General features: G+C 48.2%; 9 protein-coding genes. 2 read left to right on the forward strand and 7 right to left on the reverse strand.

Annotated elements, in window-relative coordinates; genetic code table 11:
* Together QUB11_RS28860 and QUB11_RS28865 are read right to left on the reverse strand one after the other, a co-directional pair.
* Positions 1-5176 (reverse strand): DUF4347 domain-containing protein (locus QUB11_RS28860; RefSeq protein WP_333392359.1); only part of this gene is annotated, 5176 nt, incomplete at its 3' end.
* 1417 nt (positions 5177-6593) lie between these two features.
* A complete protein-coding gene (locus QUB11_RS28865; protein ID WP_333205889.1) occupies positions 6594-6914 on the reverse strand; it encodes a DUF6464 family protein in 321 nt (106 codons plus the stop codon).
* A gap of 653 nt (positions 6915-7567) precedes the next feature.
* On the opposite strand from QUB11_RS28865, the gene QUB11_RS28870 reads away from it, so the two are divergent.
* Together QUB11_RS28870 and QUB11_RS28875 are read left to right on the forward strand one after the other, a co-directional pair.
* Complete coding sequence (locus QUB11_RS28870; protein WP_333206687.1) at positions 7568-9943, forward strand: S8 family serine peptidase; 2376 nt, start codon at positions 7568-7570, stop codon at positions 9941-9943.
* Positions 9944-10095: 152 nt separating this feature from the next.
* Positions 10096-10383, forward strand: coding sequence for a hypothetical protein (locus tag QUB11_RS28875; protein WP_333206686.1), 288 nt, complete (start codon positions 10096-10098; stop codon positions 10381-10383).
* Here the strand turns inward: QUB11_RS28875 and QUB11_RS28880 are convergent.
* From QUB11_RS28880 to nirB, 5 genes are all read right to left on the reverse strand, one after another.
* Positions 10376-11446: a patatin-like phospholipase family protein gene (locus QUB11_RS28880; RefSeq protein ID WP_333206685.1), complete on the reverse strand. Its 1071-nt coding sequence runs from the start codon at positions 11444-11446 to the stop codon at positions 10376-10378. The genes QUB11_RS28875 and QUB11_RS28880 overlap by 8 nt on opposite strands.
* Positions 11447-11676: 230 nt before the next feature.
* Positions 11677-12207: a peptidoglycan-binding protein gene (locus tag QUB11_RS28885; protein ID WP_333206684.1), complete on the reverse strand. Its 531-nt coding sequence runs from the start codon at positions 12205-12207 to the stop codon at positions 11677-11679.
* 301 nt (positions 12208-12508) lie between these two features.
* Positions 12509-14635: a HEAT repeat domain-containing protein gene (locus QUB11_RS28890; protein WP_333206683.1), complete on the reverse strand. Its 2127-nt coding sequence runs from the start codon at positions 14633-14635 to the stop codon at positions 12509-12511.
* 185 nt (positions 14636-14820) lie between these two features.
* Positions 14821-15180, reverse strand: coding sequence for a nitrite reductase small subunit NirD (nirD, locus tag QUB11_RS28895; RefSeq protein ID WP_333057424.1), 360 nt, complete (start codon positions 15178-15180; stop codon positions 14821-14823).
* Positions 15181-15363: 183 nt separating this feature from the next.
* Entirely contained in the window at positions 15364-17928 is a 2565-nt protein-coding gene (gene nirB / locus QUB11_RS28900; RefSeq protein ID WP_333206682.1) for a nitrite reductase large subunit NirB, read from the reverse strand.
* Positions 17929-18320 lie beyond the last annotated feature (392 nt).

Genomic DNA, 18320 nt, shown 5'->3' on the forward strand with positions numbered 1-18320 from the left:
GCGCGGGTGTTGGAGTTGGCGCCGGTGTTGGTGGTGTGGGTGTTGGTTCCGGCGCGGGTGTTGGAGTTGGCGCCGGTGTTGGTGGTGTGGGTGTTGGTTCCGGCGCGGGTGTTGGAGTTGGCGCCGGTGTTGGTGGTGTGGGTGTTGGTTCCGGCGCGGGTGTTGGAGTTGGCGCCGGTGTTGGTGGTGTGGGTGTTGGTTCCGGCGCGGGTGTTGGAGTTGGCGCCGGTGTTGGTGGTGTGGGTGTTGGTTCCGGCGCGGGTGTTGGAGTTGGCGCCGGTTCATTAAGGGGAATGAGAGAGACAGTGGCGACTGCCGCACTGGTGGCGCCGAGGTTATCTGTAGCGCTGTAGGTGAAGTTTGCCCCTGTGAAATTGCCGGATGCCTGGAAGAACAACTGGGTAATTTGCTCGGCTGTCAGGGTTTGACCTGCTGTGACCCGCACTCCCTGGCTGGGGTCGGCCAAGAACAGCGTGCCTTCATTGGCTGGCGGCAGGGTGCTGATGGTGAATGTAACCACTGTGCCGTCTGAGTCTCTGCCTCCGAGCCCGCTAATTTGGACAACGCTGTTGGGCGCTAGCGCTGCGTTGCTGCTGTAGGCTGATGGAGGTTGGTTGGGCGTGGGCTGCGCGAGTAAAATGGCAGTGGTGACAGTGGCTCTGGACTCGGAACCGTTGTTATTGCTGGGTTGGGGGTCAAAAGTGGTCGATCGACTCTGGGAAGTATTGCTAATGGTGTCCGTCGCTGGAACGACTACTGTTACCTCGCGGTTGATGTTGCTGCCGCTAGTCAAACTGGGAATTGTTGGAAAGGTGACAACCCCTGTCACCGGGTCGTAAGTGCCGCCGTCCGATGCGCTGACTCCCGTTAAACCGGGAATGATGCTGTCTGTAATCACTACGTTTTCAGCAGCATTCGGCCCATTGTTTGCAGTAGTTATAGTATAAGTCACGGAACTACCAGCCGGAGCAGATGTGAGACCGCTCTTGGACGTAACCAGGTCGGCGCGGGCCGTCTCGATCGAGGTAATTACTCGCCCCCCCGCCTGACCGGGCACTGCGACTGTCGAGCCGTTGTTATTCGTCAAGTCCGGGTCAAAAGTGTCCGATCGACTTAATACAATATTGGTGATGCTCGTCAGAGTAGGCGGCGGTACAAAAATCAGGCTGCGGGTGACACTGCTGCCACTGGCTAAAGTCGCGATCGCTGGGAACTCGATCGCCCCTGTCTCTGGATTGTAGGTTCCGTCATCGGACACGCTGACATTAGTTAAGCCGGGAATCAGGCTGTCGGTGATGACTACGTTGGTCGCGGGACTAGGCCCGTTGTTGGTAGTAGTAATTGTATAAAGTAGCGTGTCGCCCACCTCGATGCTGGCCGGAGCCGTTTTTTGGGTGACAACATCGGCCACAGCATCGATCGAGGTAATTACTCGCCCCCCCGCCTGACCGGGCACTGCGACTGTCGAGCCGTTGTTATTCGTCAAGTCCGGGTCAAAAGTGTCCGATCGACTTAATACAATATTGGTGATGCTCGTCAGAGTAGGCGGCGGTACAAAAATCAGGCTGCGGGTGACACTGCTGCCACTGGCCAAAGTCGCGATCGCTGGGAACTCGATCGCCCCTGTGTCTGGATTGTAGGTTCCGTCATCGGACACGCTGACATTAGTTAAGCCGGGAATCAGGCTGTCGGTGATGACTACGTTGGTCGCGGGACTAGGCCCGTTGTTGGTAGTAGTAATTGTATAAAGTAGCGTGTCGCCCACCTCGATGCTGGCCGGAGCCGTTTTTTGGGTGACAACATCGGCCACAGCATCGATCGAAGTAATAACTTGACCCCCCGCCTGACCGGGCACTGCGACTGTCGAGCCGTTGTTATTCGTCAAGTCCGGGTCAAAAGTGTCCGATCGACTTAATACAATATTGGTGATGCTCGTCAGAGTAGGCGGCGGTACAAAAATCAGGGTGCGGGTGACGCTGCTGCCGCTGGCTAAAGTCGCGATCGCTGGGAACTCGATCGCCCCTGTGTCTGGATTGTAGGTTCCGTCATCGGACACGCTGACATTAGTTAAGCCGGGAATCAAGCTGTCAGTAATGACTACGTTGGCCGCAGGACTCGGCCCGTTGTTGGTAGTAGTAATTGTATAAAGTAGCGTGTCGCCCACCTGGATGCTGGCCGGAGCTGTTTTTTGGGTGACAACATCGGCCACAGCCTCGATCGAGGTGGTGACGGTGGCGTTGGGGTTTGTACCGTTGTTGTTGGCCGGAGTGAAGTCGGGAGTGATGGAGGTACTTCTGGCCGTGTTGCTGATGGAAGTTAGAGTAGGCGGTACTGTGAAGTCGATCGTCCGGATGACTGTCTCCGCGTTGGCTATTGCCACCGGCGCGAAGGTGACAATACCAGTCACTGGATCGTAAACGCCACCATTAGATGCCGTCACTCCGGCTAACCCCGGAACTATGCTGTCAGTGATGGTTACAGCCTCTGCAGGACTCGGCCCTAAGTTGACTGTGGCGATCGAATAGCTGACCGAACTACCAGCAGTAGCACTCGTAGAACCCGTTTTCGTGGTAACAAGATCCGCGTTGGGCGCAATACTTGTCGTAACCGTAGAGTTAGTGGGAGTGCCGTCTTTGTTGGTGGTCGAGCCGTTGTTGTTAGTGGCGATCGGATCGAAAGTCGCCGAGCTACTCCGGGCCGTGTTGCTGATGGCGGTACGGGTGGCTGGGGCAGTGAAACTGACAGTGTGGGTCACAGTATCCGCACTTGCCAGCGCTGTCAGTGCTGGGAAGGTGACAATGCCCGAAACAGAATCGTAACTCCCCCCGTCCGATAAGCTGACTCCTGTTAAACCCGGAATAATGCTGTCCGTGATAGTCACATCCGCAGCAGAGTCTGGCCCCATGTTAGTAGTAGTCAATGTGTAGGTGACGCTTGACCCGGCCGAAGTAGTCACAGGGCCACTTTTGGTAGTAACTAAATCCGCGACTGTATCGACAACTGTGGTAAAAACTACACCCGGCCCCTCGATTTGACCGGGCGCGAGTACACCGCTGTTGTTGCTGAGGTCGGGGTCGAAAGTCGAGCTAGTGCTGAATGCAACGTTGGCAAAACTGCTACCGCTGGTTAAACCGGGCGGCAAATCAACTGTCAGGGTGTAAGTCAGAGTCTCACCCGCATTGAGAACCGGAATTAACGGCCAGGTGACAGCCTTCGTTTGGTTCACGTAAGTGCCGTTGTTGGAGGCACTGAGAATCGGCGGCAATCCCCCCGGAAGCAGCAGTTCTAAAGGTAATTCGTCTTGAATCAGAACATTTGTAGCAGGCGCTGGCCCTCTGTTTACAGTAGTAATCGTGTAGGTAATGCTGCTTCCGGGCTTGACAAACTGCGGGCCGGTCTTGATAGTGGCAACCTCAGCGGCGATACTGGGAGGATTGATAGTTTCAACTACCACGTTTTGAAGTTCGTGAATGTTGTTGGCGCCTCCTGTGGAACTGCCAAAACCAAATTTGAAAAGGGGCGGTACTGCGCCATTTGCGGTGACCAAGTTGGGGATGTCGATCAATGTAGTTTCGTAGATGTCGTCGAAATTTTCATCGAAGGCAACGGTGAGACGAGACGGATTTACCGGATCGTTAGATGGATTCAGTGTAATTTGAACGGATCTTTTGGCTAAATTGCGATCGGTCGTGAACGTATTGCTGAAGTTAAAACTGGCGCCTTGTTGAGGGCCACTAAAGTCAATACTCGTAGGAATGTTATCGATGCCGAAGGGAACGATCACATTTGTTAAAAACCGATAACCATTTGCTTGACTTCCTCTAACCGTTACTGAATCAGGTCTGAAAGAACCAATAGAAGATCCCGGAATCGGAGGCGGCTCAGGGCCAGAGCGCCCTTCTGTGGATGTTGAAAAATTGCCAAACTCGTCAAGCCCAATGCCTAAATAACCTCCCTCAATACCGGGTATACCCGTTCGTGGAGCGTAAGCCAGAGAACCGCCATAACCCCCAGTCCTGGTTGGGCTAACAGTCCCATCAATCAAGAAGAAACCCAGCCCGTCCCCTGGCTGAGGGCTAATATTCGGTTGCGGAGCCGGAAACTGCCCGCTTGAACCATAAGAATAAAAATCAAACTGGACTCTGAGACCATCAGTTGAAGGAATCGGATTGTTGTAGATGACAAAAGCTTCCCGAAGGTTTACTGCTGGAGTTAATCGCAGAGCGCCATCGCCAGGACTTGCACCGCCCAAAGCCGGAAGTACGCCGGATACAGTGCCTCCGGTAATGCCGGGGATAAGTTGATTGGCTGCTGCAACCCCGTTGCTCGGATTGAACAGTGCCCCGTTGTTTCCCCCGTAAATCCAAGGCCCCCTAACTGTGGAGTTTCTGAAAGTTTCGTTAACTAATGTGCCGAGGGCGTAAGGGTAGGCTTCGAGCACTTCTTTTTCAATAGCGATTCTCGCCTTTATTTCCCCGATCGCAAATTTTAATTCCCAGTCCCCGCCGAGTGCCGCACTCCCCGTCAAGTTGTCGGAAGCTGCAATATCTGCACCGACTATCAAGCTCAGCCGCCGCACGAAGGCCTCGCCCCTTTCCCCCGCTGCGACGCTGCACCCGAATAACAAGATATCTCCTCTCTCGCTCAGGGCTTTTCCCCACTGCTGTAACAAATGGCTGTAGGTTTCTAAGTTGTCGTTGCAGAGTTCGATCGACCCTAGCTGCACTCCTGCTTCTCGACCGTGAGAAACTATCTGAAGGCTGTCTAAATCGCTGCAAACCGCCAAAATTCTAGTAATTTGCTCGACTCCATCCCGTGTCGAGTCCAGTACAAATACCTCTGTATCGGCTGTTGCTCCTCTTGCCAAGCTGTCGCCGTTCTCTACTCTGGCATCGAGGAACAGTACATTTTTTATAGTCCGAGGGGGCAACCACGGGGGGTTTTCCCTTACGGTTGCTCGCAAAAATTCTCTGGGGGGATGCCCAATTCCCGTGCCACCACGGAGTTTCTGGGACAGGGGCAACCACGGGGGGATTGCCCCTACTGTTTTTACTTGTTTTATTGGTTTTTTCTGATGATAAGTTGCTGTTGTTTGGGAGTTCGCGCCCGCAATCCTTGCGGTGGAGTCACATATTTTTGGGGTGATAAAGATTGATTTGTTGCAGATGCTTTGCATGGTCAAATTGGCTCACGGATTGTAGATGATGTACCCATTTCCAGATGATAATTATCACCTATTCACAAGGTGGAATTGCAGAGTAAGAGGCTCTGCTGCTTGACTTGTATCAAGAGCAAAAAGCAAATTTTACTCAGCACAAAGCAGTGCTATATAGATATTTGATAGCATTGCAAATATCGCCGGCAGAAGCGCTGAGGATTTGGGGTTTAAATCCCAATAATCTCTCTATCGGGTGATATTTTGCCTTCGGCTTTTTTCTTTTCTTTTAGGGAGTGTATCTGTTACACGCCTACAGCATTTCTCAATCTTGGTGAGGTATGCCCACGGAGGCCACGGAGGCCTATTCCCACGGAGGCCACGGAGGCCGCTTATCAAGCGTGCACCTCATGTTACTGAGAAAGGCTATATCTCTTACATCGCGCAGTAGATAATAACAGGAGTTCTCAAAAATTTACTTTATGAGGTTTTCTGTACATCGTCTAATGCACTTTATTTGCAGAGAAAATTCACTATTTCTGGACGTATAAACCTGGTTTGAGGGACTAAAAGACTTCTTTGTAGCCTTCGCTCCCGGTAAAAAACTCGGTTTCTTTGGTTTTGGCGCGCAAACCCTGTTCAAAATAGCAACTAGACATTAATTAGGGAGTGATAGCCGTCACATAATTATGTCGGCAGTGCCCGAAGTGTCATTCAACTGAGATCTTTTACCCTTCTCAATAACCCTTCTATGGGGGGTTCTCCTGCCCGGCCCATAAGAAAATTCACTGGTTGTAGAACAGGCCAGCGTCGCCTATTCTTGAAAATGGTGCAACATATGAGATTCAATTGAAATCGGCATACCCTGTATCGACGAGGCGTCTTAAAAATTCATGACTTGGAGTCGGGAGATAGCAATCTAGGTTTGAGACTGTTTCGCTACGATCGCAAAAACAGATTAGTGCCGCCCACAAGCAACTTCTCAAGTTGTCAACTTAGAGTCTTCGAGCTGGTTTCTGCTTAAGATAAATGCTCGGGACAATGTTTCGTGCAGAATTTTTCATGATGTTTTGGAGAAACTGATTGGGAGATGTGCGCCTCAGCTACTTACGATTTTTGTTGGCTAATTTTCTTAACTGCAGGAGTTACGCCCCGGAGACTAGAAACCTAATTTGTGCCTAGATTTCTCGTCGCCTAACCAAAATTTATCATCTAAACCTGGTTTTTGATCGTAAGTCCTCAACTAGAAAAACACCGATCGCAATCCGCCAGTTATGGCAACTGTAACCAAGCAATAATGCTCGATTAGGTTTTAACTGCTGAGTTTGGGCGTGGGTAGTCCAAAACAAGCTTCAACAAGAATCCTTACACGTAAGTACATATTAACTCATTGATTATTACATCCGCAAATAGACGTAGATACAAGCACCAATATAAGCTATATCTTTTGCTCTCCAACGTCAAGAGTTTTGGCTTGGTAGTACCGACAATCTTGACAGGGCCCAGAAGGATTGACAGCGCAGCGAATGTAATTAGAGCGGGCGTTATACTCGCAAGTGATATCGCCGATAGCATAACCGAGGCTTTGTATGTAAGTGCGATCGGCAGTTGGTAGTTGAGTTCGGATTGGTCTATTCGCTACCGCAAGTCTGGCCGCTGCAATTCTGTCGCGGGCTTGGCTCTGGGCATAGCGCATCACCCACAAAGACAGCAGCGACGGAGCTAAACCTATGAAAATAATCAGGAGAGCAGTTAGCACATTTTCAGAGCTTATGTGGAGAATATTTGTTTTAATTTAGGCTATGGCAACAGAAAATCATCCCCGAAAAGACGGTTTTAAATAAGAAAAGTTCCCGATTAAGTCTCAAACTAGGCCGCCCCTGTGTTAACTGTTAGCTGGCGGCTGAGGAGGGCGAATTAAATAACTTACAATTTCAATTGTTATTGTGGGATGGGCGTCCCGCCCGTCTTTTTTGGAAGGGCGGGACGCCCATCCTACTTTCAAGAGTGGAAGTTATTTAATTCTCATTCCATAGGGATTTTTCATTTATTTTTTTCATACCTTGATTAAGCAGCGCGTTTGTGTTAGCTCCTATACATTTTGTTGGATTGACAACATATTCCCTAGTTCAGAAATCACCAGGCTGGCGATCGCAAGCTCGATCGAGCCAGGAAGAGGAACATAATCTTCTTTGACTATTGCAGGACTGAGGCGATTATCATAATTAGTAAGATGCCTCAGATATCGCAACCCTCAATAACCCTTCCAGCAATTCCTCTGACCAACTCTAAAATTTGATTTTAGTGTGCCAGTTGCGTAAGTTCTGTATTGTTAAAAAAAGTTGCAATTTCATGAGGGATTTTTTTTGATTATTAAAATATATTTGTTGATCTGACCAGGAGCATCTTGTTATGAATAGTTCCAGCAGTGACGGTAACTTTTTCGATCTAAGTCCCAATTCTGATAACTTCAGGCTAACCCCAGGACTTTTAAATCCCTTCACCAGAGGACTGCGGGCTTTAGAAGGTAATGATATTGTGATTGGTTCGGTCTCTCCAGAATTGATCGATGGCGGTGGCGGTGAGGATTTGCTCTTCGGGGATGTCGGTAACGATGCCCTCATCGGAGGTCAAGGAAATGACTTGTTGCGCGGCGGTCAAGGCAGCGACCTACTTAGAGGTGATGAGGGCGATGACATTTTGGCTGGCGACTTGGATGGAGACACGCTAGTTGGTGGTAGTGGCAATGATGGGTTTGTACTCCGAACCGAGCTAAATACAGCAGCAGTAGATTGGATCGCTGACTTCGACCCTAGATTTGACGGCATTGGATTAACTGACAATCTCAGCGAAGCTGACCTAAATCTAGAACCCTCGGCAGGGGGAACTTTAATTAGGATTCAAGCTAATAACAGGATCTTGGGACAAGTGGCGGACGTTTCGCCAGAGCAACTCCAGAATCGTTTTTTCCCTGCCGATTTCGTATTAGATGACAACCTTAACAGACCAATAAATCTCGATGTCCTGAACAATCCAATTCAGTCGCTCAAGGGCTTCGTAGGTGAAGACGACATCCGAGATATTTACACTTTCACCACTACTAACACACCGAGCAGTATTCAATTGCAACTCAGCGGTTTGACTGGGGACGCTAATTTATTCTTGGTGAGGGATGCTAATCTCGATGGTCAACTGAGTCCAGACGAAATCGTCTCTGTCTCAGCCTCCCGCAATCCTGGAACTCGGTCAGAAGTCATTGAAAGTCGCTTTTCTGTACCCAGCAGATACTTTGTCTTTGTTCAACAAGCTGTTCGGGGAGCTAACACCGACTACAACCTGGATATCAATGTCCAGCCAATTCAGTTCGGGCTGAACCAAGCTATTCCTATTGGCACATTCAGCAGCAGCATCCAGGGTTCGTTGGACGACTTTGTTGAGGAAAAACAACCTGCGAAACTCTACAAATTTGATCTCCCACAGCCCAGCAACCTTCAAGTCAACTTGCGGGGAATATATCCAGGTACAGATGCAGATTTAGTGCTGCTTCAGGATGTTAACAACAACAATAAGGTTGATTTTGGTGAAATTCTTGGCGTTCCTCAACAGCAAGGCAACAATCCCGAGGAAATTTTCTTTAGAGGTTTGTCAGCAGGTAGTTATTTCCTCGGAGTCAATTCTTTTGCAGGCAACACGCGCTACAACATCAGCATCTTAGCTGCGCCGACAACAGATAATTTCAACAATTTGTTCGGCTACGGGCTGGTGGATGCAGCAGCGGCCGTTGCGGCTGCCACTGATAAACAGCAGTTGGATGCTGCTGACCCGCTCACCAGTGCAGCTAAGTTTAATAATATAGGGGACTTAAACCTGCTAAACGTTGCCCCAGCCTGGAAAGCAGGATACACGGGTAAAGGTGTTGTGGTTGCGGTACTCGATAGCGGGGTTGACTTGAGTCATCCCGATTTAAAGAGCAATATCTGGCGGAATCCTAATGAAATTCCGGGGAATGGTATTGATGACGATCTCAATGGAGTTAGTGATGATGTAAATGGGTGGGATTTTGTGGATGGCGATGCCAATCCCTCCCCAGATTCAAATGATCAGCGTGGGTTTCACGGAACTCATGTAGCAGGAATCATAGGGGCCCAAAGAAATGGAATTGAGATCACTTCTCTCAATAACACGCTGGAAATGAATGGGGTGGCTTATGAGGCTCAGATTATGCCGATTAGGGTCGGAAGTTTTGGGGATGTATCTGTTTCAAATCTCATTGACGGCATCCGCTATGCGGTAAACAATGGCGCAGATGTGATTAACATGAGTTTGGGCGGACTAGAGTTCCTCAATAACGAAGTACGGAAAGCCCTAGAAGATGCCAAGGGAGCCGGGGTTTTTGTGATAATGTCAGCGGGAAATGACAGGGATAAACTCAACCCAAGCGAACCAACTTTTCCAGCATTTTATGCTTTCGACAATTTGGGAGTAGCTGTCGGAGCAGTAACAACTCCAGGTAAACAGGTAACAATTTTTTCCAATCCTGCTGGTTCGATAACAACAAATTTTGTGGTTGCTCCGGGCTATGAAGTCTTATCTACAGTTCCGATTACGCCGGGAAACGTAGAGGGTTATGGCATATTGAACGGAACGTCTATGGCTGCTCCCTATGTTGCAGGTGTAGTTGCTCTAATGCTTCAGGCTAATCCAAACTTAAGTCCTGACCAAAGTTTGGAACTTCTGACGGCAACAGCAAAACCTGAAGGAATTACCTCGGAAGTTCGTGAGACATAATTAAGAACTGTTGGGAAATTTCTTGAACCCCGGTTTCTGGGACAATCCTGGAGGCAACATCACCACAGACGGGGCAACCACGGGGGATTGTCGCTACCTTTCATGGGCTTGTGCAGAGGCTTTGCGTCGAGGACTGTTGGAGAAACTGGGGTATGGTTTTTGTTTACCAATCTTGGCTGTGCAGCCTGCAGCCCGCTAAGGCCCGGACTTGCTCTTCTGCGTCGGAAATTGCAAGCGTCGTGCAGCGGGCCAAGCAATACCAAGCTTTTCGGGAAGAGTTGCTCACGTGGGAGAAAACAGCTTCGGAGTGCGATCGATGTTCGATGATGGGGGAAGCGGTGCGGTTTGGGATGCCCTTTTTTGGGAATGAATACACACAAAGTCTTACCCCCATTAAAAATCTTCCAACCGTATATCGATTTAACGGTGCGGTTAATTAGAATATAGCTCAGTCTCCTCCTTCAAAAGATTACACAACTCATTCAAATCTTTCTTACTGTTTTGAATCAGTTTTTCAGCTCGCTCCTCAAGGTGATCAATATTACTGGGACTTGCATTATCCATTTGATCGTGGCCATTATCGCTACTTAATTGAAGTTGAAAACGATAGTAGTTTCTGTTATTTTCTTTGTCTGCTTTAGTCACCATTAGCTGCTGAAGCTGATACGCCACAGATTCGCTTTGACCATCTAAAACAACGTTAAGTAAGGGAAGTGCCCATTTAATTTGTCCCCAGTTTTTGGCATCTCTATACTTATACCTCCTGGTTACTGAGCCAGTACCCAAAGAAACAACAAGGGTATCCTTACGGTGTAGTTCTTCATCAGTCTTTTTCTTGTAAGAAATCATCGCCTCCATCATTGCAAGTGAGGAAGGATTATTTGCAAAAACTCCACCGTCTACCAAAGCGTAATGTCCCTCATCGGTAGTATGTGCCGTTTCGAGTTCGTAGGGTGGAAAGAATGTCGGTGCAGCAGAAGTTGCCATTGCTGCCTCCCACATTTTGAACCCGCTACATACTTTGCGGCTATTAATACTGTTGGGTTCCTCTGCGTCCGGATTGCTTGTAAAAAAAACTGGTGCTCTCAGTTCAATATCATAGCTCGGGATGAAAATTTCTCGTAATGCGTCTTCAACCTTAGCTTCACCTAGAAGATCCTTTAAAACTTCTTGCTTACCTTTTGGGTTGTGCTTGGGTTGTAGCAAATCATCAAAGTCCCCTGGAACATACTCATTAAAAATCTTTGGTCCATATTGGCGATAGAAATTTATCAGTTCGGCAGCGGTATACTCTGGCTCATTATTGATGCTAGAGTCTGAGTTCTTTCTAGTTAAACCCAGTGCTAAAATTCCTCCGGTTGAAGTGCCGGCAATAAAATCAAACATTGTTGCTATGCGTTTTCCTGTGCGCTCTTCAATGTAGTTGAGAACGATCGCAGGAATAATACCTCGGATACCGCCACCATCAATTGAGAGAATTCTTCTCTTGAATTTAGTAGCCATCACATTTACTCCTTTAGATATTGCTTAAGTTGTCAAGATAAATGAAACAAACTCATACAGCATCAAAATACCAATAACCAACGTCATCATATGGTTTCCGGTTGCCTCGGAATAAGAAAATCGAGTCAACAGTTAACACTCAAACATTGAGTTTTTGGCTCCAGACTAAACAGTCAACAGTCAACAATCATGAGGAGTGCAACCGGAATTGATATGAATCCAATCAGTTATTAGTGCGGTAACTTGCTGAGGGCGTGCCAAGTTCTATAGCCGACAATTCCATCTTGCGGTAAAGCCTTGCTCAGTTGCAATTGTCGCACGGCTACATCTGTCATCGGCCCGAAGAATCCGTCAATGAATCCGAAATAGTATCCATTGATTTTCAAGACATTCTGAACAATTTTAACAGCATTACCAGAACTGCCCTTCATGACGATCGGCATATTCACAGGTGCACCAGAGAATAGTGCTTCCCAAGTGAGAGGGCCGACAATCCCATCTTCTTTTAAAAAGACGCGGTGTTGATAGCCTTTGACGGCGTTTTGAACTTGGACGCCGAAGATACCGTCAATGGCGCCAAAATAATATGCCCAATGATATAGAAGCTGTTGTAGTTCCTTGACAGCTTGGCCTGTTGAACCCATTTGTAAAGTGGGTTTGTTTACTCCAGTGGTTGCAGCAAATGCAAGAGTTGATTGAGGAGTAGTATCGGCGACGAGAGCCATAGTTTCATTGTTCAAGCTTCTTTCTTCGGTGTACATAATGTGCTTCCTATCAACAGTTAAGTTTTGGTGTTTGATATTTCAGGTATAACTGGTGGAATTTGTGGATGCACAGTCACTTTTTCGAGTGTCACTCATTTGAGTGTCACTCGTTTGAGTTAGTCCCAGTGTTAACTTTTAAGATCTCTTCCGGCTGCGGCGGAATGATATACTGAAACAATGTTAAGAGTGCAACGAAGACAAGTTATGCACTAAACGCCTAAAGTTGGAGCCTCCTCAAACTCCAGAAAGAAGAGCAGGCATGATGAATTTTCCGAGGTGTCTAAAGGATTGTTTCTAATTACCAGTCTTGGCTGCGTAGTCGGCGACTCGCTAAGGCCCGCACTTGCTCTTCTGCGTCGGAAACTGCAAGAGCTCGCAACAACGGCACAACTCCCGGATTTTCGGGATAATGTTCAATAATCGCTTCGAGTGCTGTAAACCTGGGGTTGTAAGGAAAAGAACCGTTTTGATTGTCAACATCGCTCAAAGCTCGATCGCGCAAAAACTCAAACATTCCCGGCTCGTCTTTCCATCCCCGCATTAACTCTACCAGGGCGATCGCCCGCACCTGCGAATCTTCATCTTTTTGAGCTCTACTTTTGAGCCACTCAAAAGTTTGAGACTGATTTGTCCACCCGCGCGCTAACTTTTGCAAAGCGATTTGCCTGACAGCGGGACTCTCATCGCCCTCTGCTTTAGCCTCCAGCAGCATCCAAGTTTCAGGATTGTCTGGCCAGTTGTAAGCGAGTTCAAGCACCGCCGCTTCCCGCACTAGCGCTTCCCCAGAATCGAGCTGAATTTTCAGCCAAGACAAGGTTTCCGGGGCGTCGGGCCACCCCCGCACGATCGATCGCACTAGCACGCTCAGCAGGTGAGAATCATGCTCATACTCGACCCGGCTTTTGAGGAAAGGCAGCGTCTCGCCCCGGTGAGACCAGCGTTTTGCGATCTCTGCCACCGCAGTTTCTCGGACGTTCAGGTGTCTGTCTGACTCGGCGAGATTTTGCAACCAGCCAAAGACTTCGAGACTGCCTGACGCCAGTGTGGCGACAGCCTCCACTACTACTTGCCGCACAGTCCAGTAATCCTCGGAATCAGCTATTTTTTGCAGCAGGGGCAGGGTTTCGGGGTGGTCGGGCCAACCTGCGGCTATCTGTTGTAGGGCTATTTCGCGCAGGTCGGCGTCGCGATCGCTCAATGCTATATTTTTCAAAAAAGTGAGAGTTTCGGGGTTTCCGGGCCAGCCAGAGGCAATTGCTTGCACTGCTGAGCGCCGGACGCTCGAACTCGCGTCGGACTCGGCTTTAGTTTTCAGCAGCGGGTAAATGTCGGGCTCGCCGGCCCAGTGCGAAGCCAATTCTTCTAAGGCTGCTGTCCGCACTTCTTTGCTGCTGTCGGATTCGGCCTTAGTTTTCAGCAGCAGGCAAACGTCGGCTGCAGCAGGCCAGCCCGCTGCCAACTCCCGCACCGCTAAGGTTCGCAGGATAGAACTTCCTGTCTGGGCAAGATTTTTGAGCAGGGAAACCGTGCCTAAAAGGCTGTGCCAACCTCTGGCTATTGCTTGCCACGCACAGACTCGCACTCCCAAATTTTCGTCGGATTCGGCGGCGGTTCTCAGCAGCAGCAAGGTATCTGTGCGACCGGGCCAATTAGAGGCCAATTGTTCGAGTGCTGCGGTGCGGACTGCGGGACTTTGATCTGACAGAGCCAGGGCACTCAGCAGCGGCAAGGTATCGCTCGTGTCGGGCCAACCACAAGCCATTTCTCGCACACAGGTCGATCGCACTGCCCAGCTTGGATCTGATTTGGCGAGGTTTTTGAGCATCAGGTAAATTTCTGGCTGGTCTGGCCAACCACGGGCTATTGCTTCGACTGCTGTGGCTCGGACTTCGCCACAGTCGGTGGAGTGAGCGAGTATTTTCAGCCAGGGCAGGGTTTGCGGGTCGTTTTTCCAAGTTTGGGCGATCGCCACGATCGATCGATTGCGAATTTGATAAGTTTCCTGCAATTCTTGAGCGCTTTGATAAAGAATCAGGAAACCCGTACCGTATTGCGATAACTTTTTTAAAGCGTTTAACAGTTTTTTTTCGGTTTTTTTATTAACATCATTTTTAACTTTTAACAAGCATTGCGCTGCTAAAAACAAATTAATAAATTTTTCTTGTTGACCGTTCTGATCTGTGAGATATTCTATAATTTGGCTCGCTGTTTCTTTGTCGAGCTTAGCTGCAATTTCTCTGAGGACTTCGTGCAAAGATTCGTCCCGCCAGTGCTGGCCGAAAACTTGTATGTTGAGTTCGCCCCAAGTCAGTTGACCGATTTTGAGTTGGGCATGGATTAACTCTGCTACAGTCTGGGGATTATTTTCGGAAACAAGTTTTTTTAACAACATACCGATACCCTGCCGCCTGAAGTTTGTTTGCATTGACAATCCTCGCATCAGCTCCCATATTAGTTGAGCTTTTTTTGAGCGAGCCTGAAGTATGGAACCAATCGACTCTATTTTATACGAAAAATACTGAGTCGGGAGGGCCCGAATGCAAAATCCGCCAGCACCCACAGGAATGTTAGGTGGTGGCGGATGGCGATCGAACAATTAAGCCGCTGAATCTAACTAACAGCTACTTGGACGCGATCGGCTACAACCCGCACCGCAAAAGTAGGAATCTTTACCGTTTCATCATCCAGACATTGCCCGGTAGTGAGACTAAAGTTTTGCTTGTAAATGGGAGAAGCAACTTTGAGAGTACCGTTGCGATCGCCCACAATTCCCCGCGACAACACAAAAGCTTTGCTAAACGGGTCATAATTGCTAAGCGCATAAACTTCATCCCCGTTTCCCACTCGGAAAATCGCCACCTGTTCGCCTTTAACTAAAGCGCAAACTCCAGTATAAGGGGCGATCGCATCCAGAGAACACACATCTACCCAAGTAGTCACAGTATCCGAAACTTGTAATGATTGAACCATCTTCTTTTCCTGTTATTTTACTTCAATCTCGTTCCCAGTCTCCGGCTGGGAACGTAGGTTTCGAGGCTCTGCCTCGCCTCGCGGAAGGAGGCATAGCCTCCCGGAATTCATTTCCAGGCTCTGCCTGGGAACGAGATTAATACTCTTGTCCCCCCCTTATTAAGGGGGGCTAGGGGGGATCGATTATTCCGAAACTCCAGCCAGAGCCTTTTCATGTTCGTTAGCCGGCCGCGTTTGTCCCCGTTCCGCAACACGAACAATACTCGGATCAGGCAAATCGGAATTCACAAAATGCTGGAACCGCTGCACCTTTTGTGGGTCTTCAATCGTCGTTTTCCACTCACATTGATAAGTATTCACTAAATGTTCCATTTGCGCTTCTAATTCAGCACAAATGCCCAGAGAATCCTCAATTATTACCTGTTTCAAGTATTCAATACCGCCCTCAAGTTTGTTCAACCAAGTAGCAGTGCGTTCCAATCTGTCGGCAGTGCGGATGTAGAAAACCAAGAATCGATCGATATACTTAATCAAAGTTTCCTTATCGATATCCGTCGCCAGCAAAACGGCGTGCTGTGGCTTAATACCGCCATTGCCACACACGTACAAATTCCAACCATTCTCCGTCGCAATTATCCCAAAATCCTTGCTTTGAGCTTCCGCGCATTCGCGAGTGCAACCAGAGACAGCAGATTTGAGCTTGTGGGGCGATCGCAAACCGCGATACCGCAATTCAACTTCGATCGCCAAACTCGTTGAATCCTGCACCCCAAAGCGGCACCAAGTGCTACCCACACAAGATTTTACAGTACGTAGAGCCTTACCGTAAGCGTGTCCCGACTCAAATCCCGCATCAATCAACCGGCGCCAAATATGCGGCAATTGATCCACACGAGCTCCAAACAAATCAATCCGTTGCCCGCCAGTAATCTTAGTATAAAGCCCAAAATCCCTGGCAACTTCACCCAAAACAATCAACTTATCCGGCGTAATTTCTCCCCCCGGTATTCGTGGCACCACCGAATAAGTACCGTCGCGCTGAATGTTTGCCAAAAAGTAATCGTTCGTATCTTGCAAACCGACGTGAGACTTCTCTAAAATATGGTCATTCCAAGTAGAAGCCAGCATCGAAGAAACAGCAGGCTTGCAAATTTCGCAACCCTTACCTTTCCCGTGTCTTTCAATCAACTCTTCAAAAGTTTTAATCTCTTGAGAACGCACTAAATGGTACAATTCTTGACGAGAATATTCAAAGTGTTCGCAAAGATTATTTTTGACGGCAAACCCAGCTTTCTTCATCTCCGACTTGAAGATATCCGTCACTAAAGGCACGCAGCCGCCGCAGCCAGTACCAGCTTGAGTGCATTTTTTGACGCTGGCAACATCGGTTAAATTATGCTCGCGAATCGCTGCACAAATCTGCCCTTTGGTAACATTATTGCAAGAACAAATTTGAGCAGAATCCGGCAAACTGTCTACTCCAAAACCCGCCGGTGCTCCCCCTTCTCGCGGTGGCATCAACAAATCTTCGGGATGCGGTGGCAGAGCAATTTCATTTTGCATGAATTGCAGCAAAGTGCCGTAAGCCGAAGCATCTCCTACGAGAATTCCGCCTAAAATTCGGCTGCCGTCTTGATTTAAAACTAATTTTTTGTAAATGCCTTGGAAGGTGTCAGCGACAACAATTTCTTTAGCATCGCCCGACTTGGGAAAAGGATTTCCAAAACTAGCGACATCCACCCCCAATAATTTGAGTTTAGTGGACATATCCGCACCTGTAAAAGTGCTTGTGGGACGGGCATCTTGCCCGTCATCCGCTGCACGGCTCAAAATATCTGCAGCTACGCTTGCCATTGTATACCCAGGCGCAACTAAGCCGTAGATGCGATTTTGATACAGGGCGCATTCTCCGATCGCATAAATGTCAGGATCGGAGGTTTGGCAGCTATCATTAATCAAAATGCCACCGCGTTCTCCTACTTCTATACCGCAACTTCTAGCAATTTCGTCGCGGGGGCGAATGCCAGCAGAAAAGACAATCATATCTGTTGCCAGTTCCGAACCGTCAGCAAATAGCATTTTAGTAACTTTGCCATCTTCGCTAACAATTTCTGTGGTAGATTTGCTGGTGTGAACCGAAACCCCCAACTCTTCTATTTTGCTGCGGAGAATTGCCCCGCCAATCTCGTCAACTTGCACGGGCATCAGTCGCGATGCAAACTCAACAACGTGAGTTTTTAGACCCATATTTTGCAGAGCATTAGCACACTCTAGCCCTAACAAGCCGCCGCCAATTACTACGCCTATTTTGCAATTTTTAGCGTAATCGGACATCGCTTCCAGGTCGTCAATTGTCCGGTAAACAAAAGTTCCTGTAGCGTCTTTGCCTTGAATTGATGGCACAAATGGATAGGAACCGGTGGCCAGAACAATTTTGTCGTAGGGAACTTCTAAACCGTTGGCTGAAGAGACTGTTTTTTGTTCGCGATTGATGGCTATTGCTTTGTCGCCGATGTGAAGCTTTATGTCATTTGTGTGATAAAATCCAGGGGGAACTAAAGATAAATCTCCCGCTGTTTTGCCAGAGAAAAATCCACTGAGGTTTACGCGATCGTAAGCAACGCGCGGTTCTTCACAAAAAGTAATTAAATTCCAGTGTTGGGCAGCATCCGAGCTGACCATTAACTCTAGGAACTTGTGACCTACCATGCCATTGCCGATTACAATGAGGTTTTTTTTGGCTGTCATTAGAATCTCTTTTATCCCGTTTATCAGTCGTTGGGTTAATTAATATAAGACTTTTTTGTAAATTTTTGTACTTATATATACAAAAAATGGATGTTTATGCAATTGTCGAATACTCCTGATTGCATTTTTGCATGATAGACTTGTTGCATAAATCTTTGATTGATAGCTCGACCGCAGATGCAAGGCAGATCAACACCGATAAACGCAGATAATTTCAAGAATTGAGTGTGAGTGAATGCAGTTCAAGTCTGATATGTGCGATCGAGTTACGTAGCGTGCGGAGGGTGGATTTTAGATTTTAGATTTTAAATTTACTGCACAGTTAAGGAATGAGAATTAAATAACTTCCACTCTTGAAAGTGGGATGGGCGTCCCGCCCGTCCAAAAAGGAC

This window comes from Microcoleus sp. B6-A1 (genome assembly GCF_036705085.1).
Lineage (GTDB): Bacteria > Cyanobacteriota > Cyanobacteriia > Cyanobacteriales > Microcoleaceae > Microcoleus.

Bases quoted from the DNA above. Each gene is read 5' to 3' on its own strand.
- QUB11_RS28870 (WP_333206687.1), top strand. From the start codon at position 7,568: ATGAATAGTTCCAGCAGTGACGGTAACTTTTTCGATCTAAGTCCCAAT.
- QUB11_RS28875 (WP_333206686.1), top strand. From the start codon at position 10,096: ATGGTTTTTGTTTACCAATCTTGGCTGTGCAGCCTGCAGCCCGCTAAG.
- QUB11_RS28880 (WP_333206685.1), bottom strand. From the start codon at position 11,446: ATGGCTACTAAATTCAAGAGAAGAATTCTCTCAATTGATGGTGGCGGT.
- QUB11_RS28885 (WP_333206684.1), bottom strand. From the start codon at position 12,207: ATGTACACCGAAGAAAGAAGCTTGAACAATGAAACTATGGCTCTCGTC.
- QUB11_RS28890 (WP_333206683.1), bottom strand. From the start codon at position 14,635: ATGCAAACAAACTTCAGGCGGCAGGGTATCGGTATGTTGTTAAAAAAA.
- nirD (WP_333057424.1), bottom strand. From the start codon at position 15,180: ATGGTTCAATCATTACAAGTTTCGGATACTGTGACTACTTGGGTAGAT.
- nirB (WP_333206682.1), bottom strand. From the start codon at position 17,928: ATGACAGCCAAAAAAAACCTCATTGTAATCGGCAATGGCATGGTAGGT.